Annotated in this window: 21 protein-coding genes; 19 read left to right on the top strand and 2 right to left on the bottom strand. The window is 61.8% G+C overall.

What is annotated here, in order from left to right:
• Positions 1-175 precede the first annotated feature (175 nt).
• From CIC07_RS22735 to CIC07_RS22665, 15 genes are all read left to right on the top strand, one after another.
• Positions 176-1,021: a YitT family protein gene (locus tag CIC07_RS22735; protein WP_076358045.1), complete on the top strand. Its 846-nt coding sequence runs from the start codon at positions 176-178 to the stop codon at positions 1,019-1,021.
• Positions 1,022-1,319: 298 nt separating this feature from the next.
• Complete coding sequence (locus CIC07_RS22730; RefSeq protein ID WP_076357828.1) at positions 1,320-2,609, top strand: ArnT family glycosyltransferase; 1,290 nt, start codon at positions 1,320-1,322, stop codon at positions 2,607-2,609.
• On the top strand, positions 2,587-3,342 hold the full coding sequence (locus tag CIC07_RS22725; protein WP_076357829.1) for a glycosyltransferase family 2 protein: 756 nt from the start codon (positions 2,587-2,589) through the stop codon (positions 3,340-3,342). The genes CIC07_RS22730 and CIC07_RS22725 overlap by 23 nt, the downstream gene beginning before the upstream one ends.
• Entirely contained in the window at positions 3,332-3,736 is a 405-nt protein-coding gene (locus CIC07_RS22720) for a DUF2304 domain-containing protein (RefSeq protein ID WP_076357830.1), read from the top strand. The genes CIC07_RS22725 and CIC07_RS22720 overlap by 11 nt, the downstream gene beginning before the upstream one ends.
• Positions 3,736-4,080 carry an EamA family transporter gene (locus CIC07_RS22715; RefSeq protein WP_076357831.1) on the top strand — a complete coding sequence of 115 codons (345 nt, stop codon included), beginning with the start codon at positions 3,736-3,738 and terminating at the stop codon, positions 4,078-4,080. Before CIC07_RS22720 ends, CIC07_RS22715 begins: the two co-directional genes overlap by 1 nt.
• Positions 4,081-4,100: 20 nt before the next feature.
• Positions 4,101-6,377, top strand: coding sequence for a stalk domain-containing protein (locus CIC07_RS22710; protein ID WP_157741971.1), 2,277 nt, complete (start codon positions 4,101-4,103; stop codon positions 6,375-6,377).
• A 199-nt stretch (positions 6,378-6,576) separates the two neighbouring features.
• Positions 6,577-7,626, top strand: coding sequence for an N-acetyl-gamma-glutamyl-phosphate reductase (gene argC / locus CIC07_RS22705; RefSeq protein ID WP_076358047.1), 1,050 nt, complete (start codon positions 6,577-6,579; stop codon positions 7,624-7,626).
• 42 nt (positions 7,627-7,668) lie between these two features.
• On the top strand, positions 7,669-8,910 hold the full coding sequence (gene argJ / locus CIC07_RS22700) for a bifunctional ornithine acetyltransferase/N-acetylglutamate synthase (RefSeq protein ID WP_076357832.1): 1,242 nt from the start codon (positions 7,669-7,671) through the stop codon (positions 8,908-8,910).
• Positions 8,911-9,006: 96 nt separating this feature from the next.
• Positions 9,007-9,792 carry an acetylglutamate kinase gene (gene argB / locus CIC07_RS22695; RefSeq protein ID WP_076357833.1) on the top strand — a complete coding sequence of 262 codons (786 nt, stop codon included), beginning with the start codon at positions 9,007-9,009 and terminating at the stop codon, positions 9,790-9,792.
• A 1,547-nt stretch (positions 9,793-11,339) separates the two neighbouring features.
• Entirely contained in the window at positions 11,340-12,527 is a 1,188-nt protein-coding gene (locus CIC07_RS22690; protein ID WP_094248266.1) for an acetylornithine transaminase, read from the top strand.
• Positions 12,528-12,623: 96 nt separating this feature from the next.
• Entirely contained in the window at positions 12,624-13,601 is a 978-nt protein-coding gene (gene argF, locus CIC07_RS22685) for an ornithine carbamoyltransferase (RefSeq protein ID WP_234992970.1), read from the top strand.
• Between the two features lie 102 nt (positions 13,602-13,703).
• Positions 13,704-14,942, top strand: a complete 1,239-nt coding sequence (locus CIC07_RS22680; RefSeq protein WP_076358049.1) for an argininosuccinate synthase — start codon at positions 13,704-13,706, stop codon at positions 14,940-14,942.
• A gap of 185 nt (positions 14,943-15,127) precedes the next feature.
• Positions 15,128-16,543: an argininosuccinate lyase gene (gene argH / locus CIC07_RS22675; protein WP_076357836.1), complete on the top strand. Its 1,416-nt coding sequence runs from the start codon at positions 15,128-15,130 to the stop codon at positions 16,541-16,543.
• 252 nt (positions 16,544-16,795) lie between these two features.
• A complete protein-coding gene (locus tag CIC07_RS22670) occupies positions 16,796-16,987 on the top strand; it encodes a hypothetical protein (RefSeq protein WP_165895366.1) in 192 nt (63 codons plus the stop codon).
• 76 nt (positions 16,988-17,063) lie between these two features.
• Complete coding sequence (locus tag CIC07_RS22665; protein ID WP_076357837.1) at positions 17,064-17,771, top strand: TraX family protein; 708 nt, start codon at positions 17,064-17,066, stop codon at positions 17,769-17,771.
• A 239-nt stretch (positions 17,772-18,010) separates the two neighbouring features.
• On the opposite strand, the gene CIC07_RS22660 is transcribed toward CIC07_RS22665, so the two are convergent.
• Positions 18,011-20,434, bottom strand: a complete 2,424-nt coding sequence (locus CIC07_RS22660) for a bifunctional diguanylate cyclase/phosphodiesterase (protein ID WP_076357838.1) — start codon at positions 20,432-20,434, stop codon at positions 18,011-18,013.
• A gap of 293 nt (positions 20,435-20,727) precedes the next feature.
• Between CIC07_RS22660 and CIC07_RS22655 the strand changes: the two genes are divergently transcribed.
• Positions 20,728-21,732, top strand: a complete 1,005-nt coding sequence (locus tag CIC07_RS22655) for an EAL domain-containing protein (protein WP_094248265.1) — start codon at positions 20,728-20,730, stop codon at positions 21,730-21,732.
• Between the two features lie 170 nt (positions 21,733-21,902).
• On the opposite strand, the gene CIC07_RS22650 is transcribed toward CIC07_RS22655, so the two are convergent.
• Positions 21,903-23,624 carry a VanW family protein gene (locus CIC07_RS22650; RefSeq protein ID WP_076357840.1) on the bottom strand — a complete coding sequence of 574 codons (1,722 nt, stop codon included), beginning with the start codon at positions 23,622-23,624 and terminating at the stop codon, positions 21,903-21,905.
• Positions 23,625-23,766: 142 nt separating this feature from the next.
• Here CIC07_RS22650 and CIC07_RS22645 point away from each other — a divergent pair, with 142 nt between their 5' ends.
• The 3 genes from CIC07_RS22645 to CIC07_RS22635 all read left to right on the top strand — a co-directional run bounded on the left by CIC07_RS22645 (position 23,767) and on the right by CIC07_RS22635 (position 26,636).
• Positions 23,767-24,411 (top strand): response regulator transcription factor, encoded by a 645-nt coding sequence (locus tag CIC07_RS22645; RefSeq protein ID WP_076357841.1) that lies wholly within the window; start codon positions 23,767-23,769, stop codon positions 24,409-24,411.
• 4 nt (positions 24,412-24,415) lie between these two features.
• Complete coding sequence (locus tag CIC07_RS22640; protein ID WP_076357842.1) at positions 24,416-25,552, top strand: sensor histidine kinase; 1,137 nt, start codon at positions 24,416-24,418, stop codon at positions 25,550-25,552.
• A 145-nt stretch (positions 25,553-25,697) separates the two neighbouring features.
• Positions 25,698-26,636, top strand: coding sequence for an ABC transporter ATP-binding protein (locus tag CIC07_RS22635; protein WP_076357843.1), 939 nt, complete (start codon positions 25,698-25,700; stop codon positions 26,634-26,636).
• The last annotated feature ends 3 nt before the right edge of the window (positions 26,637-26,639 follow it).

Below are 26,639 nucleotides of genomic sequence, written 5' to 3'. Positions count from 1 at the left end.
AAATCATGCTCTGCGTTACCGCGGCAGAGCAGGGGGAATCGGCGCCTGGAAAACCGGGCTCTCCATGCGGCCAGCGGAGATAGAGAGGGGTAAACTCGTGAGCAACAGGAACGAAGAGTCATCGAGGGAAAAGCAGATCGGCGCGGAACGCGGCAAAAGCCGCAAAACCCGCCGCATGACCAAGCCGGTCATCAATCATCCCGTCACAAATACGCTGCTGCTGCTTGCAGGAGCGTTCATCATCGCCGTCAGCTTCAACTGCTTCCTGCTCCCCAACGGGGTCGCTTCCGGGGGCGTATCCGGGATTTCGGTCATTATCCAGCATATATACGGCATTACGCCCGCGTACACGCAGTGGGCGCTCAATATTCCGCTGTTTTTCGCGGGTCTGCTGCTGCTCGGTCGCCGCTTTGCCCTTCAGACTCTGTTCGGCTCTGCGATCATGCCGCTGTTCGTGCTTCTGACGGCCCACTGGGGCGCACCGACGGACAATCCGCTGCTGGGATCGATCTATGGAGGCATCGGCGTCGGGCTCGGACTGGGACTCGTGTTCAAAGGACGCGGCTCTACCGGGGGCACGGATCTCGCGGCTCAGATCCTGCACCGGTACTCGGGGCTTACGCTCGGCTTGTCCGTCGCCTGCCTGGACGGCCTTGTCATCGCCGCGGCCGGCTTGTTCCTCTCGCCGGAGAATGCGCTGTACGCGCTGATCGGCTTGTTCGTGACGACAAAGACGATCGACATCGTGCAGACGGGACTCGCCCTCTCCAAGGTCGCGTTCATCATCAGTTCCCGCGCGGAAGAGCTGGCGGACGCCGTGCTGCATGATCTCGACCGCGGGCTGACGCGCCTGGACGCGCATGGAGGCTACACGGGGGATGCGCGCATGGTGCTGATGGTTGTCGTCAGCCAGAACGAGGTTTCCGAGCTGAAGCGGCTCGTGCAGACGGTCGATCCCGAAGCCTTTGTCATCATCAGCCATACGGCGGAGGTGCTGGGGCGGGGATTCAAGCTGGAGTAATTCGGATTCATCCCGGAGCAAGCTTGATAAATCCGGGGTAATCGGGCGCAGATAAAGAATGAAAGCAATAGCGAGCACTTTTTCGAGCAGCGGCTGAATCCGACCGGATTCCCCGCCTGCTGGGGAAAGTGCTTTTTTATTTCCTGGAATCAATTAAGGGAACTCGTCGGAATTTCTAAGAAAATGTTAAACACTTGGCCAGCAGAATATTAAGCCTTTCCAACGATAATGGGTGAAACGACCGCGAGATCGTCGTCCGGCCGTCGTGCCGGGCAAAGGAAAGGGGAAGCAGGACCAGATGAAATTTGCCGATGTTAAGCTCGCACCGAATAAAAACTCCAAAAAGATCATTCTCCTGCTTTTGCTGGCCGTCGTCGGCCTGGGGGCGTTCCTCCGGATGGACTTCGTGCTGTCGGTCGACCACAAGGTCAGCCACGACACGATCAACTACGACATCATGGTCAGGCAGCTGCTGGATAAGGGAATCTACGCCTACAAGAGCGAGGAGCCGAATGCCCAGGTTACTCCGGGATATCCTCTCTTCATGGCAGCCATATACAAAGCGGCGGATTACCGGGCTCACGACCCGTACCGGTGGATCCGCTGCATTCAAGCGCTGCTCAGCACGGCGACGCTTGTTCTCATGTACCGGCTCGGCGCGATGCTTGCGGGCAGATGGGCCGGTCTGCTGGCCGCCTTCATGGGCGCTGTCTATCCCTCCTTCATTTGGACGACAGGAGGCATCCTGACGGAGACGCTGGCCGCTTTTCTATTGGTGCTGTACGTCTATGTCCAGCTGCTCGCTTACCGGTCGCGACGGAAGCTGCCGCAGCTGCTGGCAGGGGCTGCTCTCGGACTTGCGGTGTTGACGCGTCCGGAGTTCCTGCCGCTGTTCGTGCTTGTCCACCTGCTCTTCCTGTGGTGGAGCCGCAAGTGGAAGCAGACGCTGCTGCAGTTCGTTCTCTGCGGGGCCGGGCTGGCCCTCGTGCTTGCCCCATGGGTCATACGCAACGCGGTCACGCTGCATGAGCTCGTCATTGCCTCCACCCAGGTGAATCCGTTCGCCGCCGGGACCTATCCCGACAAAAACTACGACGACGGACTGGTGGACAGGCATGGCAAAACGCAGATGGAGGTCGCCAAGGAACGGCTCCGCGTCGGGTTCTCCGAGCATACGTGGACCTACGTGAAGTGGTACACCGTCGGCAAGCTCGAATCCACCTACGCCCGGATGTTCTATGGAAGCGGACATACGCCGCTCTACCCGGTCATGCCCGCCGCGCTGCGGTATCTCTACCATCTCGCGATCATCTGGACCGGGGCGCTGGCGATCGCCGCGACCGCGATCGGCCGCAACTGGAGACATCCCGCCGCGCTGCTCGCTCTCCTGCTGACCGCCATGTCCGCGCTCAGGCTGCTGTTTGTCCCGGAGTACCGGTACAACTTTACGGCGATGCCGTTTTTTATCGTGCTCGACAGCGCAGCGGCCGTCATGGCCTTCCAGGCTCTGCGGCGCCGGCAGGAAAATCGAATGAAGAAGCCGCATGGCGGAGGAGGTGTTGAAGATGGAGAGACGGCAAGCGCATGAGTCCAAAAAGAAAGCCGATGTGCTGGTCATCGTCCCGGCCTACAACGAGGCAGCCGGAATCAGGCGAACGATCGAATCGATCCGCCAGCGGGCTCCTTATGCCGATATCGTCGTCGTCAATGACGGCTCCGCGGACGACACCGGCTGCCAAGCCGAGATGGAGGGCGTGCCGGTGCTGAACCTCGGCTGCAACCTCGGCATCGGCGGAGCGGTGCAGTCGGGGTACCGCTACGCCGAGGAGAACGGATACGCCTATGCGGCGCAAATCGACGGCGACGGCCAGCATGACCCCGCCGATCTGGCGGCGCTGCTGCAAGCGATGACGGATCGGGGAGCCGATATGGCCGTCGGTTCCCGCTTCATCGAGAGAAAGGGCTTCCAATCCACCTTCGCCCGCAAGCTGGGCATCACCCTGCTCGCCCGCCTGGCATCGGCGCTGACGGGACAGCGGATCACCGACCCGACGTCGGGATACCGGCTATGCGGCCGCCGCGCCATTGCCTTATTCGCCCGGGACTATCCGGTGGACTATCCGGAGGTGGAGGCGCTTGTGCTGCTGGACAATCACCGGGGCTCCTTCATCGAGGTTCCGGTCGTCATGTCGGAGCGGCAGGGAGGCGTCTCCAGCATATCGGCCCTGAAATCGGCCTACTACATGGCCAAGGTCATCCTGGCCGTGCTCATCACCAAGACGAAAAAGAAACGCGACTGGAGCGTCGGTTATGGGAACTGAAATCTACTGGATCAGCTTTGCGGTCAGCCTCGGCTTTGTCGCCGCCATTCTGCTGCTCATCCGCAGGCGGAGGCTGCGGGAGCAGCATGCCATGCTGTGGCTGCTGCTGGGGACGGGGATGACGGCGCTCTCGCTGTTCCCCGGGCTGCTCGACGGCCTCGCGATGCGGATCCATGTCGTATATGCTCCGTCTCTGCTCTACTTTATCGGGCTCATGGGGGTTCTATTCATCCTGCTGCATATGACGATGGCGCTCTCTGCCCTGACGCAGAAAACGATCTCCTTGACCCAGTCGGCCGCACTCCGGCAGGAGCATGTCAGACGGCTGGAGCGGCGGGTGGAGGAGCTGGAGAAGGCCGCCATCCGGCCTTCGGACGAGAGAGGGAGGCCGTGATGGCTTACCTGCTGCTCATTCTAAATATAGGTTGCCTGGTCGCCGGCCAGACAGTCTGGAAACTCGGGCTGGACCGGACCGGAGGGCTGGAAATGGGCAATCTCCTGCAGGTTCTGCTGTCTCCGCTCATCCTGGCCGGAATCGCTCTGTACGGCATCGCCACGGTTCTGTGGCTGGCCGTGCTGTCGAGGCTTCCCCTCAGTGCGGCTTATCCGCTGCAAAGCCTGGCCTATGTGCTCGGCCTCCTGCTGGCATGGCGGCTGTTCGGGGAGGCCGTTCCGCCGAGCAGATGGATCGGATGCGGCATTATCGTTGCCGGCGTCCTGGTGGTCGGCGTCAAGTAAACCCAAAGGAGTTGTGGATTTTGAAAGGGAAAATAATGTTCTTGGCCTTTGCGCTGGCCGCATCCGTGCCGGTTCCGGCCGAGACGCCTGCGGCATTCGCCGCGGATGCGGCACCGGGGGCCGCGACCGGGCTCCGCTTGACGGCCGGCGAGCCCCGGCAGGCCGCGGAGGTTGCGCCGACCGCCTCTACCAGCGTAGGAGCGGCGGCAGGCGCGGCGCCGAATCAGGCCGCCGCCGAATCTCCTTCGGAAGCGGCGCTGCCGAGCCAACCCTCAGACGCTTTCTCGTCAAGCGGGATCCAGGCGAGCGAGTCCTCATCGAACAAGGCTTTGCCAACGGAGTCTCCGTCAGGGGAGTCCTCATCGAGCAAGGCTTTGCCAAATGAGCCTCCGTCAAGCCAGTCCTCGTCAAGCCAGTCCTCGTCCGGCGATCTGCTGCTGTACATGAACAGCGCCCGCATGGAGCAGGGAGGCAAGGCCTATGCGGCGGCCAGGCCGCTCGCCGTCAAAGCCGGCGTCTCCTATGCGAGCCTGCGCTCGCTGGCGGAACGTCTCGGCTTCAGCGTCGCGTACGTCTCCGCCAAGAAGGAGACCGTCGTCCGCAAGGCCGGGCTGGAGGCCCGTTTCACGAACCAGAGCAAGTCTTATACGGCAAGCGGCATCCGGATGCTGATGAAGGGAGCGGCCTACACGGACAAGGGCGTCTTCATGGTGCCGCTCACCTCGATCACGGCCGCGCTGCAAATATCTTATACGGTCGACCAGCGCGAGCATACGATCACTCTCAAGCAGGCTGCCGAACCGGCGGCATCGTTCACCGTTCAAGCCGGCGATATCATCGCAGGCGAAACCCGGGTTCAATACACGGCGCGAGCCTCTTCTCCGTCCAATCTCCAGATCGTGCAGGAAAAATGGGAAGGACGCCAGGAGGTGTTCGCAGAGCCGGGCATTTATCCCGTCACCTATCAAGTTCAGGATGCCGCGGGGAGATGGAGCAAGCCCTATACCCTTTCAGTCGCCGTAACGAGCCCCAATATTCCTCCTGTGGCGATGTTCAGCACGGACAAGAAGGAGTACCGCATGGGAGAACCGGTCGTCATTGCCGACGAGAGCACCGATGAAGAGAACGCCATTGCGGACCGCCAGTGGACGGGAAAGCAAGCGGCGTACTTCCGGCCCGGCCCTGTGACGGTATCGCTGACGGTGACCGACAAGCATGGAGCCGCCGCCGCATTTTCGCAGGAAATTCTCATTACCGACGAAACGCTGTATACCGAGGATGAGTTCAACCGCCTGTTCACGCCCGTCGGCTCCAATTTTCCCATCGACGGGGCTTCCGTGAAGAACATGGAGCTGCTGCCTTTTACATACGATACCGAGCCCTATACGCTCTTCCGCTCTACCGGTCCGGAATCCATCCGGGAGGAAGGGATCTTGTACCAGGATGTCATCGACGGGCCGGCAAGGATTCTGCTTCACCACAAAAACACGATGGGCCCCAAGCTGAAAGTCTACATGCTCGCAAGCAACCCGAACGCTACGCCGGCAACGCTGTCCATCGAGAGCTCCGGAATGGCAGGCCCGACGGCTTACGGCGAAATAGCGGGCCAGATGTCGCTGCAGCGCTATTTCGCTTCGATCGCATCCGGCTCCGCAGCGCGCGAGCTGGTGCTGGCTCCAGGAGAAACGCGCATCCTGTTCCAGGAAATAAGCCAGAACGGCCTGAGCGGGGGAGACATCATCACCTTCCAAGGAGACGTGACCAGCGACATCGGCATCAAGTACACCTCTCTGGTCGTAAAGGCGGAACGGGATCCGCTGCTCGCTCTCCCCGGCCTGCCGTTCCTGGACCCGAACCAGTCGATCGTCAGGGGAACCTTTGCGGAATCTACCCGGATATTCGATTATGCGCCTGTCGTGGGGACGGCCCCGGCCCGAATCTATCTCACCGACAACAATGCCGATCCATTCCAGACCGGCTACGATGGAATCAAAGGGACGCCGGCGACGAACTCCGGCAATTACGGGGTGCTCTACAAGATCGTTCTGGAGCACGCAGCTCCCCGCTCGCTGCTCACCTTCAATCCGCGCGGAGGCCTGTTCCGCGGCTCGGCGCTGGTCAACGGATCGGTCGTCACGTTCTCCCATCTCGGAACGGCCGCGGCGACCGATCAGAACAGCGTCCTCTACCGGACAGGCGAGAGCGAGGAGTCCGTAGAGATCTGGATCTCTCCAGCCGCCGGGAGCAATCTTCCGTTCTGCCTGCTGCTGTCGCCGCTGCCGTCCGCGAGGAGCTGAACATTCAAGCCGAGAAGGCGCGGAATCTTTCCGCGTCTTTTTTGGCTCTCTTGAAGGAAGGCGGAAGCCGGGTCTAGAAGGAAAGGAGAGTCATATTTCCGGTTGTATTATTATTAATATAAACGTATAATGATTCAGGTATAAGAGGCCTGCGACGGCCTCTCTCAGGAATCAGGGCGAAGAAGGGAAGTGCTGGATGATGGGGACAAAAATAAGGGCTGCCATTGTAGGCTCAACCGGCTACGGAGGCGTTGAGCTGATCCGGCTGCTTCAGGCGCATCCGCATGCGGAGGTCAGTTCGGTCATTTCCTCTTCCAGCGCCGGAACGCCGATTGCGGACGGATATCCGCATCTGTCGGACATTTTCCCGGGGGTTCTGGATGGCGTAGACCCCAAAGAGATCAAGAGCAAGGCGGATGTCGTCTTCCTGGCCGCTCCGGCCGGAGTGGCGAGCCGGATGGCGCCGCAGCTGCTGGAGGAAGGGCTGAAGGTCATCGACCTGTCGGGCGACTTCCGCCTGCCTCAGCCGGATGTATATGAGCAGTGGTACGGCAAGCCTGCGGCAGACCCGGCCTACTTGGAGAAGGCGGTGTTCGGCCTTTCCGAGATCTACGGAGAACAGGTGCGCGGGGCGGAGCTGCTGTCCAATCCGGGCTGCTATCCGACAGCGACGCTGCTGGGCGCGGTGCCGGCCATCAAGGCGGGGTGGATCGATCCGTCCACGCTGATCGTCGACGCCAAGAGCGGCGTATCCGGCGCGGGCAGGGGAGCGAGCCTCGGCACCCATTATTCGGAGCTGAACGAGAACTTCAAGGCCTACAAGGTCAACAAGCATCAGCATATCCCGGAGATCGAGCGCGTTCTGTCCGATGCGGCAGGCAGGAATATCGTCACCACCTTCACGACCCATCTCGTTCCGATGACCCGGGGCATCATGGCGACGATGTACGCTACGCTTGCGGAAGAGCGGACCGAGCAGGAATTCATCGAGCTGTACCGGCAGTTCTATGAGGGCCGCCCGTTCGTGCGCATTCGGCCGGAAGGCGTCATGCCGGCGACGAAGGAAGTCGCGGGCTCGAACTTCTGCGACATCGGCTTTGCCGCCGACCGCCGCACAGGGCGTGTGACGATCGTGTCGGTCATCGACAACCTCGTCAAAGGCGCTGCCGGCCAAGCGATCCAGAACCTCAATCTGATGATGGGCTGGGAAGAGAATGCCGGCCTGCAGTTCATCCCGATGTATCCTTAATTCCTTGGCGGAACCCCACTAGAAGGAGATGCGATTTACGCGATGACACAAGAGACAGCAGGCAAGCCGTTCACGATCGTCCAGGACGGCTCCGTCACGACACCGGCAGGCTTTCGGGCGGGCGGGCTTCACTGCGGACTGAAAAAAACGAGCCGCAACGACCTGGGAGCCATCGTATGCGAGGTTTCTGCGGCGGCCGCGGCGGTTTATACGACCAACAAGGTGCAGGCGGCCCCGATCAAGGTGACCCGGGAAAGCCTGGCGGCGGGAGGACGGCTGCGCGCGCTGCTCGTGAACAGCGGCAACGCCAATGCCTGCACGGGCAAGCAAGGCGAGGCCGATGCGTACGAGATGCGCTCGGCCTTCGCGGCCGCGGCCGGAATTCCGGCCGAGCAGATCGCGGTGGCCTCTACCGGCGTCATCGGCGAGCTTCTCAAGATGGACCGCGTGCGTGAAGGCATCGGCCTTCTGCCGCAGCAGCTTGCGGGCGACGATCGGAGCGCGAATGAGTTCTGCCAGGCGATCCTGACGACGGATCTTGTGAAAAAATCGATCTGCGTCGCCGTCGAAGCGGGCGGAAGGACGATTCATGTGGCAGGCGCCGCCAAAGGCTCCGGCATGATCCATCCCAACATGGCGACGATGCTCGGCTTTGTCACGACCGATGCCAATATCGGCAGCGAAGCTCTCCAAAGCCTGCTGAGCTCCGCTACGGACCGCACCTTCAACATGATTACGGTAGACGGGGACACGAGCACCAACGACATGCTGGTCGCGATGGCGAGCGGTCTTGCCGGCGGCGAGGAGCTGACGCCGCTGCATCCGGATTGGAATTCGTTCAGCGATGCGCTGATACATGTATGCGAGGTGCTGGCCAAGGCGATCGCCCGCGACGGCGAAGGCGCCACCAAGCTCGTCGAGGTCCGCGTCAACGGAGCGCAGAGCGACCGGTCGGCCGCTGCCATCGCGAAGACGATCGTCGGCTCTTCGCTCGTGAAGTCGGCCGTCTTCGGCGCCGACGCCAACTGGGGGCGCATCATCGCGGCCGCGGGCCGGGCGGGCGAGCCGCTCGATCCGGATTCCGTCGATATCTCGCTCGGACCGATCCTGACGCTCAAGGAATCCCGGCCGGTCGCCTTCGACGAAGAAGCGGCGCTGGAATATTTGAAGGGCGACACGGTGGAAATCATCGTCGATCTCCATATCGGCGTCGGCGCGGCCGTAGCCTGGGGCTGCGACCTGACCTATGACTACGTCAGGATCAACGCGGCTTACCGCACTTAACGGCAGGAACCTTTAACAGGTGAAAATATAAGCGGCATGAAGCTTCAACCGGCTTGAATCCAAGCGGCATGAAGCGGATGAAGGAGCATGAGGCGGATGGAACAGCGGTTTGTGATGAAATGCGGGGGAAGCACGCTGGCGGCTCTTCCCGCCGCGTTTTTCGAAGATCTCCGGCGCCTGCAGGAGCAGGGCGTGAAGCCGGTCATCGTGCATGGCGGCGGCCCCGCCATTTCCGGGACGCTGGAGAAGCTCGGCATCGAGACCGAGTTCGTCGACGGGCTCAGGCGGACGACGGAGGAAGTGCTCGACGTCGTCGAGATGGTGCTCTCCGGAACGATCAACAAGGAGATCGTCAGGCGCATCCAAGGCGCAGGAGCGCGGGCGCTTGGACTCTCGGGCGTCGACGGCATGCTCATCCAGGCCAGGCCGGTCGGCAATGCCGACAAGGTCGGCCATGTCGGCGAAGTGACGGATGTCAACGCGGAGATCATTGAAGGCGTGATGGGAATGGGCTACATCCCGGTCATCGCGCCGGTCGGCATCGATGCGGCCGGGCAGCGCTACAACATCAATGCCGATACGGCGGCTGGAGCCGCCGCCTCCCATCTGGGCGTGGAGCGGATGATCGTCGTGACCGACGTGCCGGGCATCATGCGCACCGTGGACGGAGCCAAGACGGTTCTTCCACGCGTGAGCGCGGCCGATATCGAGGAAATGATCGCCAGCGGCGAAATCTATGGCGGCATGATCCCGAAGGTGCGGGCTGCTCTCGCTTGCCTGCACGGCAATGTCCGCGAGGTCGCCATTGTCAGCGGCACCGAGCCGGACGTTCTCAGCCGGGCTGTCCTCGAGGGCGGCGTCGGGACAGTCATTACAGGCTGAAGCGGAAGCGGACTCCGAAAACGGAGGACTCTTCTTTTGAAGCAGACTCCGAAAACGGAGGGCTCTTCCGATCGCTGTTGAAGCCCGGATTCCTTGAACTTACCCCATGAATGGGGGAATCCGGTCTTCAAATGCGAACGCTCCGCTTCTACAGAGCCCCTCCGTCTTTCTTCGTCCTTGCGCCTCGCTCGGATGGAAAAAGAAGCTCTGCCTGCTGGCTTGCCTCCATCAGCAGAGACCGGAATTCGTTTGCGAAGCACGCCTGCAACGGCAGCTTGAGGCTGACCCGGGGCGAAGCATCCGGAATGGCGCCTTGGGATTGAAGCCCGGAGCCAAGTGCCCGGCGTGGCGCCTTGGGTTGAAGCCCGGAACGGAGCGGGTGGAATGGCGCCTTGGGTTGAAGCCCGGAGCGAAGCGGCCGGAATGGCGCCTTGGGTTGAAGCCCGGAGCGAAGCATCCGGAATGGCGCCTTGGGATTGAAGCCCGAAGCCAAGTGCCCGGAGTGGCGCCTTGGGGTTGAAGCCTGGAGCGAAGCAGCCGGAATGGCCCTGGAGAAATGACAATGGTCGCCTTTGCCGCCGGATTTCCACCATTGAATTCACCTATTCAGGAAATCTGGCGGCAACAGCGATCGGAAGGGCCATCCGGCGGCGGAGCGACTCTAGGATTCAACGCACCAAGGGCCATCCGGCGGCGGAGCGACTCTAGGATTCAACGCACCAAGGGCCATCCGGCGGCGGAGCGACTCTAGGATTCAACGCACCAAGGGCCATCCGGCGGCGGAGCGACTCTAGGATTCAACGCACCAAGGGCCATCCGGCGGCGGAGCGACTCTAGGATTCAACGCACCAAGGGCCATCCGGCGGCGGAGCGACTCTAGGATTCAACGCACCAAGGGCCATCCGGCGGCGGAGCGACTCTAGGATTCAACGCACCAAGGGCCATCCGGCGGCGGAGCGACTCTAGGATTCAACGCACCAAGGGCCATCCGGCGGCGGAGCGACTCTAGGATTCAACGCACCAAGGGCCATCCGGCGGCGGAGCGACTCTAGGATTCAACGCACCAAGGGTCATCCGGCGGCGGAGCGACTCTAGGATTCAACGCACCAAGGGCCATCCGGCGGCGGAGCGACTCTAGGATTCAACGCACCAAGGGCCATCCGGCGGCGGAGCGACTCTAGGATTCAACGCACCAAGGGCCATCCGGCGGCGGAGCGACTCTAGGATTCAACGCACCAAGGGCCATCCGGCGGCGGAGCGACTCTAGGATTCAACGCACCAAGGGCCATCCGGCGGCGGAGCGACTCTAGGATTCAACGCACCAAGGGCCATCCGGCGGCGGAGCGACTCTAGGATTCAACGCACCAAGGGCCATCCGGCGGCGGAGCGACTCTAGGATTCAACGCACCAAGGGCCATCCGGCAGCGGAGCGACTCTAGGATTCAACGCACCAAGGGCCATCCGGTAGCGGAGCGACTCTAGGATTTAACGCAACAGCAGCCATCCGGCTGCGAGTCCATATAACGATAGGGAGAGGTGGATCTGCAATGAGCAACAGCGCACTGTTTCCAACCTACGCAAGATATCCGATCGCGCTCGTCAAAGGCGAGGGAAGCTGGCTGTGGGACGATACCGGAAAGAAATACCTCGATTTCATGAGCGGCCTCGCCGTCACGAACCTCGGCCATGCGCCGAAAGCGGTCAAGGATGCGCTCGTGAAGCAGCTGGATGAAGTCTGGCATGTATCGAATCTGTTCCATATTCCGGGGCAGGAAGCGGCAGCGGAGCTGCTCGTGCAGCATACATGCGCGGATGCGGTCTTCTTCTGCAATTCCGGAGCGGAGGCCAACGAAGGCGCGATCAAGCTGGCCCGCCGGTACTTCCAAAAGATCAAGGGAGAGCACCGGTACGAGATCATCACCTTCTCCCAGTCCTTCCATGGACGGACGCTCGCAACGCTGACGGCAACGGGCCAGGACAAGGTCAAGGAGGGCTATCTGCCGCTGCCCGAAGGCTTCACCACCGTGCCGATGGACGATCTCGAGGCGCTCAAGGCTGCCGTGAACGATCGGACCGCCGCGATCATGCTGGAGCTCGTCCAAGCCGAAGGCGGCGTCCTGCCTGTCCGGGCGGAGTTCCTGCACGACATCGTCAAGCTGTGCAAGGATAACGGCATTCTGCTGATTGTCGACGAGGTGCAGACCGGCATGGGACGCACGGGCAAGCTGTTCGCCCATGAGCATTACGGCGTGCAGCCGGATATTTTCACCTCGGCCAAAGGGCTGGGAAGCGGCTTCCCGGTAGGAGCCGTCCTTGCGAAGGAATTCCTCCGCGAAGCGTTCATGCCGGGCTCCCATGCGACGACCTTCGGGGGAACGCCGATCGCCTCCGCCGTCGTCAAGGCGACGGTCGAGGAAATCGCCGGCAATCGGGTGTACGACCGCGCCGCAGGCGCGGCCAGCTACCTGACCGGACAGCTGCGCGAGAAGCTTGCCGGCAATCCGTGGGTGACGCAGATCCGTGGGCTCGGCCTGCTGATCGGCATCGAATGCGCAGGTCCGGTCGCCGACGTGATTGCGACGATCCACGAGCGCGGCCTGCTGGTCGTGCCGGCCGGCCCGACCGTCATCCGCCTGCTGCCGAACCTGCTCGTCTCCAATGACGAGATCGATCAGGCGGTCGGCATCATCGCCGCCGTCCTCAAGGAGAAGACGGTCACGGCATCCCAGAACTAGACATCCCGGAACGAGAAGGGATGCAGGTTCCCGATCCCCACGAATCCAAGCGCCGCCGGACGACCGGCGGCGAGCATAGAAAGAGCAGGTGTTCCAATGATGCAGCAACCTCTTATCTTGGCCGGTGCCCGCAGCGGGGAGCTGGCGGCAGGCCTCAAAGGGCGCGATTTCCTCGCATTGGCGGACTACACGCCGGAGGAGCTCCGCTACCTCATCGATCTGGCGGTCGAGCTGAAGCGCATCCAGAAGTCCGGGGAGGCCTATCACCCGCTCAAGGGCAAGACCCTCGGGATGATTTTTGAAAAGGCGTCCACCCGCACGCGGGTCAGCTTTGAAGTCGGCATGTATCAGCTCGGAGGTCATGCGCTGTTCCTGAGCGGCAACGATCTTCAGATCGGACGCGGCGAGCCGATCTCGGACACGGCGCAGGTGCTGTCCCGCTATCTGGACGGCATCATGATCCGCACGTTCGCGCACCGCACCGTCATCGAGCTCGCGCGCGCTGCCACCGTGCCGGTCATCAACGGCCTGACCGATTCCGAGCACCCTTGCCAGGTCATGGCCGATTACCAGACCGCCCTGGAGCATAAGGGAAGGCTGGAAGGGCTCAAGGTCGCCTACATCGGCGACGGCAACAATATGGCGCATTCGCTGCTCATGGGCGCGGCCAAGCTGGGCCTGCACATGAGCGTGGCGACTCCGGAAGGCTATGAGCCGGACGCCTCTATCGTGAAGCAGACCCAGGCGGTCGCTTCCGGCACGGGGTCGGTCATTCACGTCTGCCGCGATCCGCGCGAAGCGATCGAGGGAGCGGACATCGTTTACACCGACGTATGGGCGAGCATGGGCCAGGAGGCCGAGCAGGCGGAGCGCGAGCGGGCATTTGCCGGCTATCAGGTCAACGAAGACTTGACGAAGCATGCCAAGGCCGACTACCTGTTCATGCACTGCCTGCCCGCGCACCGCGGCGAAGAGGTGAGCGAGGGCGTCATCGACGGCAAGCATTCCATCGTATTCGACGAGGCGGAGAACCGCCTGCACGCGCAGAAAGCGATCATGGCCGCACTCATGTAGGAGGCGGCTCCGACGATAGACTACGACTATATCCAGATCCGGGGCGGCCGTCTCATGGCGTGGAGCTTCCGGAAGGGACAGGGAAAGGACGATATCAGCGACATGGCAAAGGAAAAAATCGTGCTGGCCTATTCGGGAGGCTTGGATACATCCGTCATCCTGAAATGGCTCAAGGAAACGTATGACGCGGAAATCATCGCCTTCACGGCCGACATCGGCCAGAAGGAAGAACTCGACGGCCTGGAGGAGAAAGCTCTGGCGACCGGCGCCTCCAAGGTCTATATCGACGACCTGCAGGACGAGTTCGCCAAGGACTTCATTTATCCGATGTTCCAGTCCGGTGCTCTCTATGAGGGGCAGTACCTGCTCGGAACGTCCATCGCGCGGCCGCTGATCGCCAAGCGCATGGTCGACATCGCCCGTGCCGAAGGAGCGACCGCGATCGCCCACGGCGCGACGGGCAAAGGCAATGACCAGGTGCGCTTCGAGCTGACGGCCGCCGCGCTGGCGCCGGACATCAAGGTCATCGCGCCTTGGCGGAGCGAGGAATTCCGGGCGCAGTTCCCGGGACGCGCCGAGATGATCGCTTACGCCGAGAAGCACGGCATTCCGGTGCAGGCATCCGCCGCGAAGCCGTATTCCATGGACCGCAACCTGCTGCATATCAGCTTCGAGAGCGGCATGCTGGAGGATCCTTGGTTCGATCCGAGCTCGGAGGAGAACGAGGGCATGTACGTGCTCAGCGTGTCTCCGGAGCGAGCGCCGGACAAGGCCGAATACGTGGAGCTTACTTTCGACCAAGGCAATTGCACCGCGATCAATGGCGAAGAGCTGAGCCCGCTGCAGGTGATGGACAAGCTCAACGAGCTGGGCGGCAAGCATGGCATCGGCCGTGTCGACATGGTCGAGAACCGGTTCGTCGGCATGAAGAGCCGCGGCGTATACGAGACTCCGGGAGGCACGATCCTGTTCAGCGCCCACCGCAAAATGGAGTCGCTGACAATGGACCGCGACGTCATGCATCTGCGCGACTCGCTCATCGCCAAGTACGCGACGCTTGTCTACAACGGCTTCTGGTTCGCGCCGGAGCGGCTTGCGCTGCAGGCGCTCGTCAATGAAAGCCAGAAGAACGTCAGCGGAACCGTCCGCCTCAAGCTGTACAAAGGCAATGTCATCGGCGCCGGCGTCAAAAGCCCGGTCAGCCTGTACAACCCGGACATCGCTACGATGGAGGCCGATCCGTCGCAGGCTTACGACCAAGGCGACGCGACGGGCTTCATCCGGCTGAACGCGCTGCGCCTGAAGGTTTCCTCCGGCGTGGAGCAGAGCCGCAAGGACTGACCTGGCGAAAGAGGATTTCGGTCCTGACATGCAGGCCCGAAGGGCTGAATGAATAGGACGGAAAGCCGATCGACGCGCCCGAGCCTTGACGAAGGGACGGGCGATGAATCCAAAACAAGCATAAGGGCTTGCTGCGCCGGTCCGGCGCGCAAGCCCGTTGTCATATCCGAAGGGGGAGCAGGGCGATGAGCAAACTGTGGGGCGGAAGGTTCACGAAGCAGACCGATCAGCTGGTCGAGGAATACACGGCGTCGATTACATTCGACAAGGAACTGGCGGAGGAGGACGTGCGGGGCAGCCTGGCGCATGTGTCGATGCTCGGGAAGCAGGGCATTCTGCCGGCCGAGGACGTCGAGACGATCAAGGGCGGGCTGAACCGCGTGCTGGAGCGCATCCGCAAGGGCGAGCTGGAGTACAGCGTCTCCGACGAAGATATCCATATGAACATCGAAAAAGCGCTGATCGAAGACATCGGCCCCGTCGGGGGCAAGCTGCATACCGGCCGCAGCCGCAACGACCAGGTGGCGACGGACATGCATCTGTACCTGCGCCGTCGCGTCGTCGAGTTCGTCGGCCTGCTGCGCAGCCTGCAGGAAGCGCTCATCGGCCAGGCCAAGGAGAACCTGGACACGATCGTGCCCGGCTACACGCATCTGCAGCGCGCCCAGCCGATCCTGTTCGCCCATCATCTGATGGCCTACGTCAGCATGTTCGGCCGCGACGCCGAGCGGCTGCAGGACAGCTACAAGCGCATCGACACGCTGCCGCTCGGAGCCGGCGCGCTGGCGGGAACGACGTTCCCGATCGACCGCCATTACGTAGCGGAGCAGCTCGGCTTCGGCCGTGTTTACGAGAACAGTCTAGACGCGGTCAGCGACCGCGATTTCATCCTGGAGTTCCTCTCCCACGCTTCCATGATCATGATGCATCTGTCCCGTCTGTCGGAGGAGCTGATTCTCTGGTCGAGCACGGAGTTCCGTTTCGTGGAGCTGGACGACGCCTTCTGCACGGGCAGCAGCATCATGCCGCAGAAGAAGAACCCGGACGTGCCGGAGCTTGTGCGGGGCAAGACGGGCCGTGTGTACGGCAACCTTACGGGCCTTCTGACGGTGCTGAAGTCGCTGCCCCTCGCCTACAACAAGGACATGCAGGAGGACAAGGAAGGCATGTTCGATACGGTGAAGACGCTCTCCGGCGCGTTGCGCCTGTTCGCCCCGATGATCGCCACGATGAAGGTGAACGGCGGACAGATGCGCGAGGCGGTCAACAAGGACTTCTCCAACGCGACCGATATCGCCGATTTCCTTGTCGGCAAAGGACTGCCTTTCCGCCAAGCGCATGAGGTGATCGGCAAGACGGTGCTGTACTGCATCGAGAACGGCAAATTCCTGCTTGACCTTACGCTGGATGAATTCAAGGGGTTCTCGGAGCTGTTCGACGAGCGCATCTACGAGGTGCTGCAGCCGGAGACGGTCGTCAATGCGCGCAACGTCTACGGCGGCACGGCCCGTCCGCAGGTCGAAGCCGCCATCGGGCGCGCGGAAGCCGCGCTCGCGGAAACGGCAGGCTGGGTAGAGGCGTATTCCGCCAAGCAGAACTAGCAGGCTGCATGCCTGCGCAGCTCCGCACAAGCGATGCCTTGCGATAGCAGCGAAGGAAAGAGGGCTCTGTCCGCCATGCGCGGACGGGGCTTTTTTTCGCTCCATGACAAGCCGTTGCACGGCTATGGCCAAAAGAGCGGGCAAGACAGGCTCTGCGGAGAGCAGGAAGAAAGCAGGGAGAAAGCAGGGAGAAAGCAAGGAGAGAAGAGGACAGGGAATTAGGAGATCGGCAGCATCTTAGCGGGTCGGACGTTGGGAAATAGGAGGCGCCAAGGGAAAAGGGGGAGAGGAGGGGAGAAGAGAGGCGAAGAGAAGAGAAGAGAAGAGAAGAGAAGAGAAGAGAAGAGAAGAGAAGAGAAGAGAAGAGAAGAGAAGAGAAGAGAAGAGAAGAGAAGAGAAGAAAAGGAGCTCTGCTGCAGCGGCGGGGTGGATTTTCGGGATTGATTTCATTATCATCTATACCAAAGGCAGGCCCAGTCCGTACCGTCCTCACGCCCAGTTCGAGAAAGAGGTGACGATCATGCAGCTGCTGGCGATATTCTCGATGCTCATCGACCATATCGGAGTCATTTTCTTCCCCGACTCCACAGCCTGGCGGATCGTCGGGCGGATCGCATTTCCCATTTACGCCTATGGAATCGCCGTCGGCTGCCTGATGACCCGCTCCCGAAAACGGTACATCGGCAGGCTCGCGCTGCTCGCGGCCATCGCGCAGGTTCCTTACATGCTGGCGTTCGGAACGAGCCATTACAACGTCATCTTCACTCTGCTTGCCGCGGCGCTCGTCATCTTCGCCCTCGACGGCCTGCTTGAGTGGAGCGCCCGCCCGGACAGCCATTCCGACGCCGAACGCAGCGGATCCAGCAGAGGCCGGCACATTGCCGGATGGTCTGCGGCGGCCTTGCTGGTGGCAGCAGCCTCCATCATCATGGAGGAGCTTCCTTTCGACTACAACGCCTACGGCTTGCTGCTGATCCTGATCTTCCGGTATGCGGGCCGAAAGAGGATGGTCATGCTGCATCTGCTGCTGAACGTAGCGATCATCGCCGCATACGGATCATCGTGGATGCTTCAGCTGTTCAGCATCGCCCCGACTCTGCTGCTCGCCTATGGGGAAGACCTGCGCGAGGGGCTCGACAAGCTGAAGGTTCCCCGCTGGCTGTGGAGATCGTTCTATCCTGCCCATCTGGCCGCTCTGGCGGTATTGGACTTCATGCTTCGCAGCTGAGCTTTGGAAGCATCGAATACCAGCGAGCATCGGATGCCAACCCGTACTCAAACTCCAAAGAGCCGCTAAGAACAAACGAAAGGCAGCGGTCGGATGCGAGCCGGTGTCGTTCAGCATAAAAAAAGAGCACCTGGCGTCGACGACGCAGGTGCTCTTTGTGCTGCAGGCTTTATTTGGCTAGCGTCCTTGCCGCAGGGAATCGCCACCCATTGGAGACAGACCGCTCCTGCTGACCTCGATTAGGCGCTGAGAGCACTCAGCAGGCCCGGCAGCTCTTCGGCCGGAATCGGCTGGCTGAAGAAATACCCTTGGGCTTCATGGCATTGGCGCTGCAGCAAATACTGCAGCTGCTCGTCGGTTTCCACGCCTTCGGCGATGACCTTGAGCCCGAGGTTGTGGGCCATGTTGATGATTGTGTGGACGAGCGCTTCATCCTTGGCATCCTGAAGGAGGTTGCGCGTGAAGGAGCGGTCGATCTTCAGGCTGTCGATCGGGAACAGCTTCAGGTAGCTCAGCGAGGAATAGCCGGTGCCGAAATCGTCAATCGACAGGCAGATGCCCATCGCCTTGAGCCTGTGCATGATCGAGATCGCTTTCTGCGAGTTCTGGACGATGCTTTCGGTCAGCTCGAGCTCGAGGTATTGCGGATCCAGGCCGGTCGTCTCCAGCGTCGAGCTGACCATTTCGGCAAAGTCGTTCTGCTGGAACTGGCGGGAGGAAATGTTGACGGCGATCCGGATCGGCTCGTAGCCCTCGTCCTGCCAGGCTTTGTTCTGGCGGCATGATTCCTGCAGCACCCACTCCCCGATCGGGATGATGAGGCCGGTTTCTTCGGCCAGAGGAATGAAGTCGGCCGGCGAAATGAGGCCCCACTGCGGATGCTGCCAGCGGACGAGCGCCTCGAGGCCGACGATCGTGCCCGACATGATGTCGACCTGAGGCTGATAGTGGACCTTGAACTCGCCTCTCTGGAGACCTTTGCGCAGGCCATGCTCCAGCTTCATCCTGCGGGTGACCGCTTCGTTCATTTCGGGCGTGTAGAACTGGAAGTGGTTCTTGCCCTGCTCCTTGACCCTGTACATGGCCGTATCGGCGTTCTGGATGAGCGTCTCCTGCGTCTGGCCGTCGCCGGGGTACACGCTGATTCCGATGGATGGGGTGACGAACATTTCGTTCCCGGAGATCAGGATCGGCTTGGCGAAGCTTTTGACGATGAGGAGGGCTTTGCGGCTGATCTCGTCCGAGGTCGTGCCCGGCAGCAGGATGATGAATTCGTCGCCTCCCAGGCGCGATACGGTGTCGCCGCTGTCGATGCTGTCCCGCAGCCGCTTCGATACCTGGATGAGCAGCAGATCGCCCGTTGAATGGCCGAGCGTGTCGTTGACATACTTGAACCGGTCCAGGTCGATGAACAGGATGCCGACCTGCTGGCCGGTCTCCTTGGCGAACTCAAGCGACTGCTTGAGCCGGTCTCCGAGCAGCAGTCGATTGGGCAATCCGGTGAGAGCGTCGAGATACACCATCTGGTTGATTTTCTGCTCGGCTTTTTTTCGTTCGGTGATGTCCCGGATAATGCTGCTGAAGTATTTCTCTCCGTCTTCGGTCCATGATGCCAGGGACATCTCGATCGGGAACTCCACTCCGTCCTTGCCCAGCCCGGACAGCTCCAGCACGCTTCCGGACCCGTCGGGAGCAAGCGGGGAAGCATAGGGCTCAATCTCCTTGCGGTGCTCGTCGCGCAGGCGGTCGGGAATGATCATCTCCAGCGGCTTGCCGGCAGCCTCCGCTTCGGAGTAGCCGAAGATGCGCTGGGCTCCCTTGTTCCAGGATTGGATGATCGTCCGGCTGTCGGCGAGAATGATGGCGTCGCTGGCGGATTCAATGACGGATTTGAATTTGCGTTCGGATTCCATCGATTGGGATTCGAAGCGCCGGTTCAAGTAGGTGCTGATGAAGACGAGGCCAAGGATGACGAGCATGCCGATGAAAATCGCATAAGCGAGAAGCGTGTTGTCCAGAGCGGTGTCGTGGCCGGCGGGAGCGCCTCCCATATGGTGGAAGGAAGCGGCGGCCATGCCCGTATAGTGCATGCCGGCGACAGCCAGGCCCATCAGGACCGCTCCGGCGGATTTGAACTTCCAGACGCCGAGAGTGCCGGAGCGCTGCTTGATGGCGAAGATCAGATGGAGGGCGGCCAGGGAAGCCAGGACCGCGATGGCGCATGACGCCGCTACCAGAGGGGTGTTGTAGGTCACATGCGCCTCGACGACAATGGCCTTCATGCCGGTATAATGCATGGAAACGATTCCGGCGCCCATCAGCACGGCGCCCGAGCATGAGCGCAGCATAGGAAGAGACGAGCCGCTGACGGTGATCAAGGCAAGGCCGGAGGCGAAGATTGCCGGTACGATGGATACGAGGACCAGCATCGGATGGTAGGTGACCCGGACGGGCAGATGCATGGCCAGCATGGCCACGAAATGCATCGACCAGATGCCGAGCCCCATCGCGACGGCTCCGGAGAGGGTCCAGATGTAGCGCGTTCGTTTTCTGGCCTTGTCGATCAATATGGCAAGATCAAGGACCGTGAACGATGAGATCACGGCGATCAGGATGGATAGGGCAGCTAGCGGCATGTTATAGGAGCTGTGAAGGATAGGCATCGGTGGTTGATCTCCTTAGACAATCGGCGGACGGCGGCAAGCCGGTTTCCTTTTTGTATATAACGGCAAAATGCAGATGGTTGGTAAGCCTTTTTGCAGGAAGGGAAAAAATTTCTTCGGTTGTTTCAACGCGGGGAGAAACGGGTATAGAAAAAGTTGCCATTCTCTTTTCGGTTATATCTGGAAAAAGACGATATTTATTGAAATGAAAATAATTGGGGCGGACTGGCTTCATGGCCGAGGCTGGATTATAGGATTAGGAGCGGGTAAGGGTGGAATGCTCAAGCTGCAGGATGGAACCGTTGGGAATCGAGCTTCGCTGCGCCGGAGAGCAAAGTCTGCTCGCGGTCCGCGAGGCGGCAGATCATCTGAGGAGTCAAGGAAAGGACGCGGTTTTCAAAGGCAGCATACTGAGGATATCGGAAGCGGATTTGCCGGGCATGCTTGATTTTTGCCGGGACCATGCCGATGCGGAGGCGATCGCCTTCCGCATCGCTGCCGAGGGAGGGTGGAGACCGCTGGCCGAAGCCGGCTCGATCGCCGGCACGAAATGGGTCGACGACCTGATCCGGGAAGAGCGGATCAGCTGCCATATTCAGCCGATCGTCAACGGGAGCGGAGAGCTGTACGCCTATGAGTTCCTGGCGAGGTTCATCCGGGAGGACGGAACCTTGATTTACCCGGGCGAAATGTTTCAGGCGGCGCGGGAGCGGGGGCGTCTGTACGCGCTGGACAAGGCTTGCCGCATGGCTGCGGTCAGGCATGCGGCTCCTTTGAAGACCAGAGCCTTCATCAATTTTGTCCCGACGTCCATCTACGCTCCCGAATATTGCCTCCGGACGACCGTGAATCTCGCCGCGAAGCTTGGAGCGGATCCTTCCCTGCTCGTCTTCGAGGTGGTGGAGACGGACAAGGTCGAGGATACGGAGCATCTGAAGCGGATTCTGGCCTACTACCGCGAGCGGGGATTCCGGTGCGCTCTGGACGATGCGGGGGCCGGTCACAGCACGGCGGAGCTGCTGGCGGAGCTGAGTCCCCATTACATGAAGCTGGACATGCAGCATGTGCAAGGCGTCGCGCGGGACGCGGACAAGCAGCGCTCCGCGCTGGCCTTTCTGGAAGCGGCCTTGCGGATCGGAGCGGTCCCGCTTGCAGAAGGAATCGAGCTGCAGGAGGACTTCGAATGGCTGAAGCGGCAGGGATACCAGCTGTTCCAGGGCTATCTGTTCGGCAGGCCGGCTCCGGTGGACCGTTATTATCCCGGCCGCAGCGATGCGGCGCCAGCGGTCATCGCTTGAAGGCGCGGGAATTCGGGCCTCGCAGCGGCCGGCTGCGCGGTCATGGACGGAAGGCGGACAGCTCCAGCTTCTCCATGCGGCAGCTGCCGTCATCGGCAGAAGGCCAACATCGCCCGCTCGCCGGACAAGCATGCGGCCAGGGCTGAAGAGCGGGAGCATGGCGGCTGCCGTCAGGGCAGCAGCCGGATGCCGTCCTCCAGCAAGGCCGCCGACGAGCCTTCCGGCCGGCCCGTGCCGCCCATGGCGGGACCGGAGTCCAAGCCGCCCGGAGACGGAGACGCCGCGCGCTCCGGCTGCCGCCCGACGCCGACGATTTCCGGCTGGGCTTTGTACGTATCCCGCGAAATGCGGAGGCGGGACGTTTCTTTGCCCTTCACATAGCGGATTCGGTACGTATCGACGACATAACCTCTTTTGCCCGGCGTCAAAATCCGGCTCTCGCCGGGAGCGAGCAGCGAGGTCGGCTTCAGTTGAACGGCCGGGGAGAGGGAGCGTACGGTCTCGGAACGGATCTCATAGTTGACGTCCGGGGAGAGCGTGCCGTACAGCTTGACCGTCAGCTTTCCATCGCCCGAGCTTGTCTGGATGAGAATATGCTTGCCCGTGGAATTCCGGAAGCGGAAGTTGATGAGGCCATCGGCAAAGGTGGCGTCCCGCCCCAGAGGAAGATAGGAGACGGGAAGCGAGTGGTTGCGCCGCTCCACGATGTCTAGGCCGGCCAGCAGCACGGCATTGTAGAGCGTGCTCGACACCTGACAGATGCCGCCCCCGATGCCGGGGGTGAGCTGGCCGTTCAGAATGACGGGCGCTTCCCGGTAGCCGGTCTCGCGCTCCGTGATCCGGATGACCTCTCCGTAATCGAAGACGTCGCCCGGCTTCATGATCCAGCCGCTGAGAGTTCGGGCCGTCTCCGAGACGTTGAACGCCCTCCCCTGGGAGCTGGCGCTGTAGTCGGTCGTGAAGCTGGCGATCAGCCGGTCGATTCCTTCCTCCCGCAGCGACGTGAGCGTGACCTTGGGGAGCACCGCTTTCATTTGAAGCCTTCCCTCCAGAACGGGACTGACGCCCAGCCGCTTCAGCAGCGCTTTGCCTTTGAGCCCCGCCAGGGAACGTGCCGAGGGCAGAGGCGGATCCTGCAGCCCTGAGGCGGCAGCTCCGCCAAGCGCCGCCCAAGCTCTGGCCTGGGCGTACTGCCGGTCCAGGTCCAGGTGGAGGACGCTCCGCCCCGGCGTGTATACGACCCGGTCATCCGGAGCAATCGTCCGCACGGCGTCGACGGGCTTCCGCTCGTCGTAGAAGCCCCATTCCCGGCGCAGCGCGGCGTCGAACGTCCCGCGGCGGGATTCGAGCTTCGCCGGCAGCCGCTTGTCCCATTGCCAGCGGTATTTGGCCCGGCTCCACGCGGAGCCTGTGGCCAGCCGGCGGATCGCCGCCTCCGCTTCGTCCAGCCGAAGCCGGAACCCGAGCGCCCGCAGCGTCCAGGAGGCGCTGCGGGCCGCTTCGGCTTCCAGGCCGCCGGACGAACTGGCCGCTAGGCTGCCGGATGCATTGGCCGCCAAGCTGCCGGCAATTCCTTCGGAGCCGCCGGTTCCGTTCGGATTAAGGCTTGCCGCAAAGCCACCGGCGCCTGAGGCCGGGGGCTTGTCCGCGTTGAAGGAGGCGAGGCCTCCTCCATCCTGCAGGATGACCGCGCGGCCATCCATCGCTTCTCCGTACGCCTGCAGCAGCCGCAGCGCCTCCTGCTTCGGCAAGCCTCCGACAGGCAGCCCTCCCGCTGCGGTGCCGGAGGGAACGGTTGCTTTGGAGCCGTATATCCATAGAGCTCCCCATGCGGCGCAAGCGGCGAGCAGCAGGGCAAGGAGAATGATCAGCATCAGATGCAGCCTCTTCACGGGCAGTCCTCCCATCAGGCATCGTTCGTCATGTATATGCCCGGCCTGGAGCAAGTAGTCTCATCATGGCTTTCCTTTTCATGGTAAACTACCACTTAAAGCCTGCCGAAGCAGGCCCCGGACGCCATAGGGAGGAATACCGATGATCAGGGTGCTGATTGCCGACGACAATTCATTCATCAGGGAAGGAATGCGCATCATCCTCGCCAGCTTCGGCGAGTTCGAGATTGTCGCCGCGGTCGAGGACGGCCTGCAGGCCGTCGACTTCTGCAAGGCGAATGAGGTGGATGTGGCGCTGCTGGACGTCCGGATGCCGAACATGAACGGGGTGGAAGCCGCCCGGCTCATCTCGGAGGGGTCGCAGGCGAAGCCGCTCATCCTGACGACTTTCGACGATGACGCCTATATTCTCGATGCGGTGCGCAGCGGAGCCAAGGGATATCTGCTCAAGAACAACGACCCGGAGCAGATCGCGGCTGCGATCCGCAGCGTCCATGGCGGCCACAGCGTGCTGCAGGACGCCGTGCTGGAGAAGCTGAGGGCCGGCCTGACCGCTCCCGCCGCCCCGGCGGCGCCGGCGCCGGCGATCGACCGCAGCCTGTTTACGGAACGGGAGCTGGAAGTCATGGCCCGGATCGCGAAGGGGCTGTCCAACAAGGAAATTTCCCGCGAGCTGTTCATCTCCGAGGGCACGATCGCCAACTACATCACTTCCATTTTGAACAAGACAGCCCTGGAGCATCGGACGCAGATCGCGATCTACTACCTCACGGGCAAGCTTTCCTAGCGCCATGCAGCTGTGGACGATGGGCAACAAGCTGCTTGCGCTGGCCTTCATCATGGCATCGGCCTATTTCGCCGACGGGACCGCGGCGCATTCGTCGCTGCTCATGCTGCTCGCGCTTCTCTATATCGCGCTCAGCATCTCGGTCCGCCTGCTTGGCCACATCCGCATCAAGACCGGCGCCATTGCGGCGGTCATCCTGTTCCTGCTCGCCGCGAGCGCATACGGCAGCCCCTTGTTCGTGCTGCTGCTGCCTTTCAGCGCCTGCGAGCTGGCCTTTCTGCATGGCAGGCGGAGAGTCATGCTGCAGGCGGGATCGCTCCTGCCTCTGCTCTTTCTCCGGGACGGGCTGCTCGTCGGCTATATATTCGTGGCCGTTGCGGCCTGGTTCCATTATCTGCTGTACTCGGAGCAGCTCATGAAGGCCATCGGCCTCGAGGAGGAGCTCGACCGGCTGCGCATGAAGCAGGAGAGGCTGGCCCGCCGCCTGAGCGACGGGCAGGAGCAACAGCGGAACTCCGAGTATACGCACAAGCTGGAGGAGCGCAACCGGCTGTCGCAGGAAATCCATGACGGCGTCGGCCATTCCATGACCGGCGCCCTCATCCAGATGGAGGCGGCGAAACGGCTTCTGGCGCGGGATCCGGAGCGGGCGGAGCAGCTGCTGGACAATGCGATCGGCATCTCCAAGGGCGCCATCGAGGAGATCCGGCTGACGCTGCATCGCCTCAAGCCTCCGACGGAGCAGCTCGGGATGAGCCGGCTGCGCGAGAAGGTCGAGAGCTTCGGGATGAGCAGCGGCCTGCAGGCGGGCGTCAGCGGGAGCGGCGACCTGGAGTCCATCGGGCCTCTTTATTGGAAGATCATCCAGGACAACGTGACGGAATCGCTCACCAATGCTCTCAAATATAGCGGCGCGACGGCCGTCCATGTCGAGGTGAGCGTGCTGAAGCGCTACATCAAGGCGGTCGTGACGGACAACGGGCGGGGCAAGGACAAGATCGTCAAGGGGCTCGGGCTCAAGGGCATGGAGGAGAGGGCCGCTTCGGTCGGAGGCACCGTCGTCGCGGACGGCAGCCGCGGCTTCAGCGTCACGACGCTGCTGCCATTCGGGGACAAGCCTGCGCAAGGAAGGGAGGCATGAAGAACTTCAGGGTCAGCGGACGGCTGCCCTCCGCAAGAACGTGAGATTTCTCATATCCAAAGGGTGAACTTATGCACTGACATAGGGGCATCCTTTTTTCTTATACTGAGAGCATCAAATGGATGAGGGAAACGGAGTGGGGAGCATGAACGTGTTGGAAATTCAAGGTCTGACCAAAAAATTCGGAAATTTCGTCGCGGTGGACAATATGACCCTGAACGTGAAGGAGGGCGAGATCTTCGGCTTCCTGGGCTCCAACGGAGCGGGCAAGAGCACGACGATCAACATGATCTCCTCGCTGCTGCAGCCGAGCGCGGGCGAGATCCGCATCCTCGGCAAGGACAGCCGCAAGCATAGCCGCCACGCCAAGACGAACCTGGGCATCGTGCCGCAGGACCTGGCCATCTACGACGACATGACCGCCTACGAGAATGTGGCCTTCTTCGCCGGCCTCTACGGCCTGCGGGGCAAGCTGCTGAAGGAGCGGTCCGAAGAGGCGCTCGAATTCGTCGGCCTCGGCGACCGCGCCAAGAGCCGCCCGTCCACCTTCTCCGGCGGCATGAAGCGCCGGCTGAACATCGCCTGCGCCATCGCGCACAAGCCGAGCCTGATCATCATGGACGAACCGACCGTCGGCATCGATCCCCAGTCCCGGAACTACATTCTGGAGTCGGTGAAGAAGCTCAACGAATCCGGCTGCACGGTCATCTACACGAGCCACTACATGGAAGAGGTCGAAGAGATCTGCTCCCGCGTCGCCATCGTCGACCATGGCAAGATCATCGCGGACGGCACCAAGGAGCAGCTGAAGGCGATCATTACGGATGTCAAGGATCTGTCGATCGAGCTGAAGCCGGGTTCGGCTTACAGCCTCGAGAGCCTCAGCCGGATTCCCGGCGTGCGCGCGGTGAACGAAAAGGAAGGGCGTCTGAGCATCCAGAGCGACGCGGCCGTGGACAATCTGAACCGGATTCTGAAGTCGCTGATGGACGGCGGCGCCGAAGTGAAGGCATTGCAGGAAGAAGAGCCGAATCTCGAGACGGTCTTCCTGACGCTTACCGGCCGCAGCCTGCGGGACCAATAGGAG

It is taken from the genome of Paenibacillus sp. RUD330 (assembly GCF_002243345.2).
In the GTDB taxonomy this organism is placed as follows: Bacteria; Bacillota; Bacilli; order Paenibacillales; family Paenibacillaceae; genus Paenibacillus_O.
Note: the sequence above shows the minus strand (reverse complement) of the source record. Positions and strands in the feature narration are given on the sequence as shown.

Excerpts from the sequence above, each read along its gene's own strand:
- CIC07_RS22735 (WP_076358045.1), top strand. The coding sequence starts at position 176 with ATGACCAAGCCGGTCATCAATCATCCCGTCACAAATACGCTGCTGCTG.
- CIC07_RS22730 (WP_076357828.1), top strand. The coding sequence starts at position 1,320 with ATGAAATTTGCCGATGTTAAGCTCGCACCGAATAAAAACTCCAAAAAG.
- CIC07_RS22725 (WP_076357829.1), top strand. The coding sequence starts at position 2,587 with ATGGAGAGACGGCAAGCGCATGAGTCCAAAAAGAAAGCCGATGTGCTG.
- CIC07_RS22720 (WP_076357830.1), top strand. The coding sequence starts at position 3,332 with ATGGGAACTGAAATCTACTGGATCAGCTTTGCGGTCAGCCTCGGCTTT.
- CIC07_RS22715 (WP_076357831.1), top strand. The coding sequence starts at position 3,736 with ATGGCTTACCTGCTGCTCATTCTAAATATAGGTTGCCTGGTCGCCGGC.
- argC (WP_076358047.1), top strand. The coding sequence starts at position 6,577 with ATGGGGACAAAAATAAGGGCTGCCATTGTAGGCTCAACCGGCTACGGA.
- argJ (WP_076357832.1), top strand. The coding sequence starts at position 7,669 with ATGACACAAGAGACAGCAGGCAAGCCGTTCACGATCGTCCAGGACGGC.
- argB (WP_076357833.1), top strand. The coding sequence starts at position 9,007 with ATGGAACAGCGGTTTGTGATGAAATGCGGGGGAAGCACGCTGGCGGCT.
- CIC07_RS22690 (WP_094248266.1), top strand. The coding sequence starts at position 11,340 with ATGAGCAACAGCGCACTGTTTCCAACCTACGCAAGATATCCGATCGCG.
- argF (WP_234992970.1), top strand. The coding sequence starts at position 12,624 with ATGATGCAGCAACCTCTTATCTTGGCCGGTGCCCGCAGCGGGGAGCTG.
- CIC07_RS22680 (WP_076358049.1), top strand. The coding sequence starts at position 13,704 with ATGGCAAAGGAAAAAATCGTGCTGGCCTATTCGGGAGGCTTGGATACA.
- argH (WP_076357836.1), top strand. The coding sequence starts at position 15,128 with ATGAGCAAACTGTGGGGCGGAAGGTTCACGAAGCAGACCGATCAGCTG.
- CIC07_RS22665 (WP_076357837.1), top strand. The coding sequence starts at position 17,064 with ATGCAGCTGCTGGCGATATTCTCGATGCTCATCGACCATATCGGAGTC.
- CIC07_RS22660 (WP_076357838.1), bottom strand. The coding sequence starts at position 20,434 with ATGCCTATCCTTCACAGCTCCTATAACATGCCGCTAGCTGCCCTATCC.
- CIC07_RS22655 (WP_094248265.1), top strand. The coding sequence starts at position 20,728 with ATGGAACCGTTGGGAATCGAGCTTCGCTGCGCCGGAGAGCAAAGTCTG.
- CIC07_RS22645 (WP_076357841.1), top strand. The coding sequence starts at position 23,767 with ATGATCAGGGTGCTGATTGCCGACGACAATTCATTCATCAGGGAAGGA.
- CIC07_RS22640 (WP_076357842.1), top strand. The coding sequence starts at position 24,416 with ATGCAGCTGTGGACGATGGGCAACAAGCTGCTTGCGCTGGCCTTCATC.
- CIC07_RS22635 (WP_076357843.1), top strand. The coding sequence starts at position 25,698 with ATGAACGTGTTGGAAATTCAAGGTCTGACCAAAAAATTCGGAAATTTC.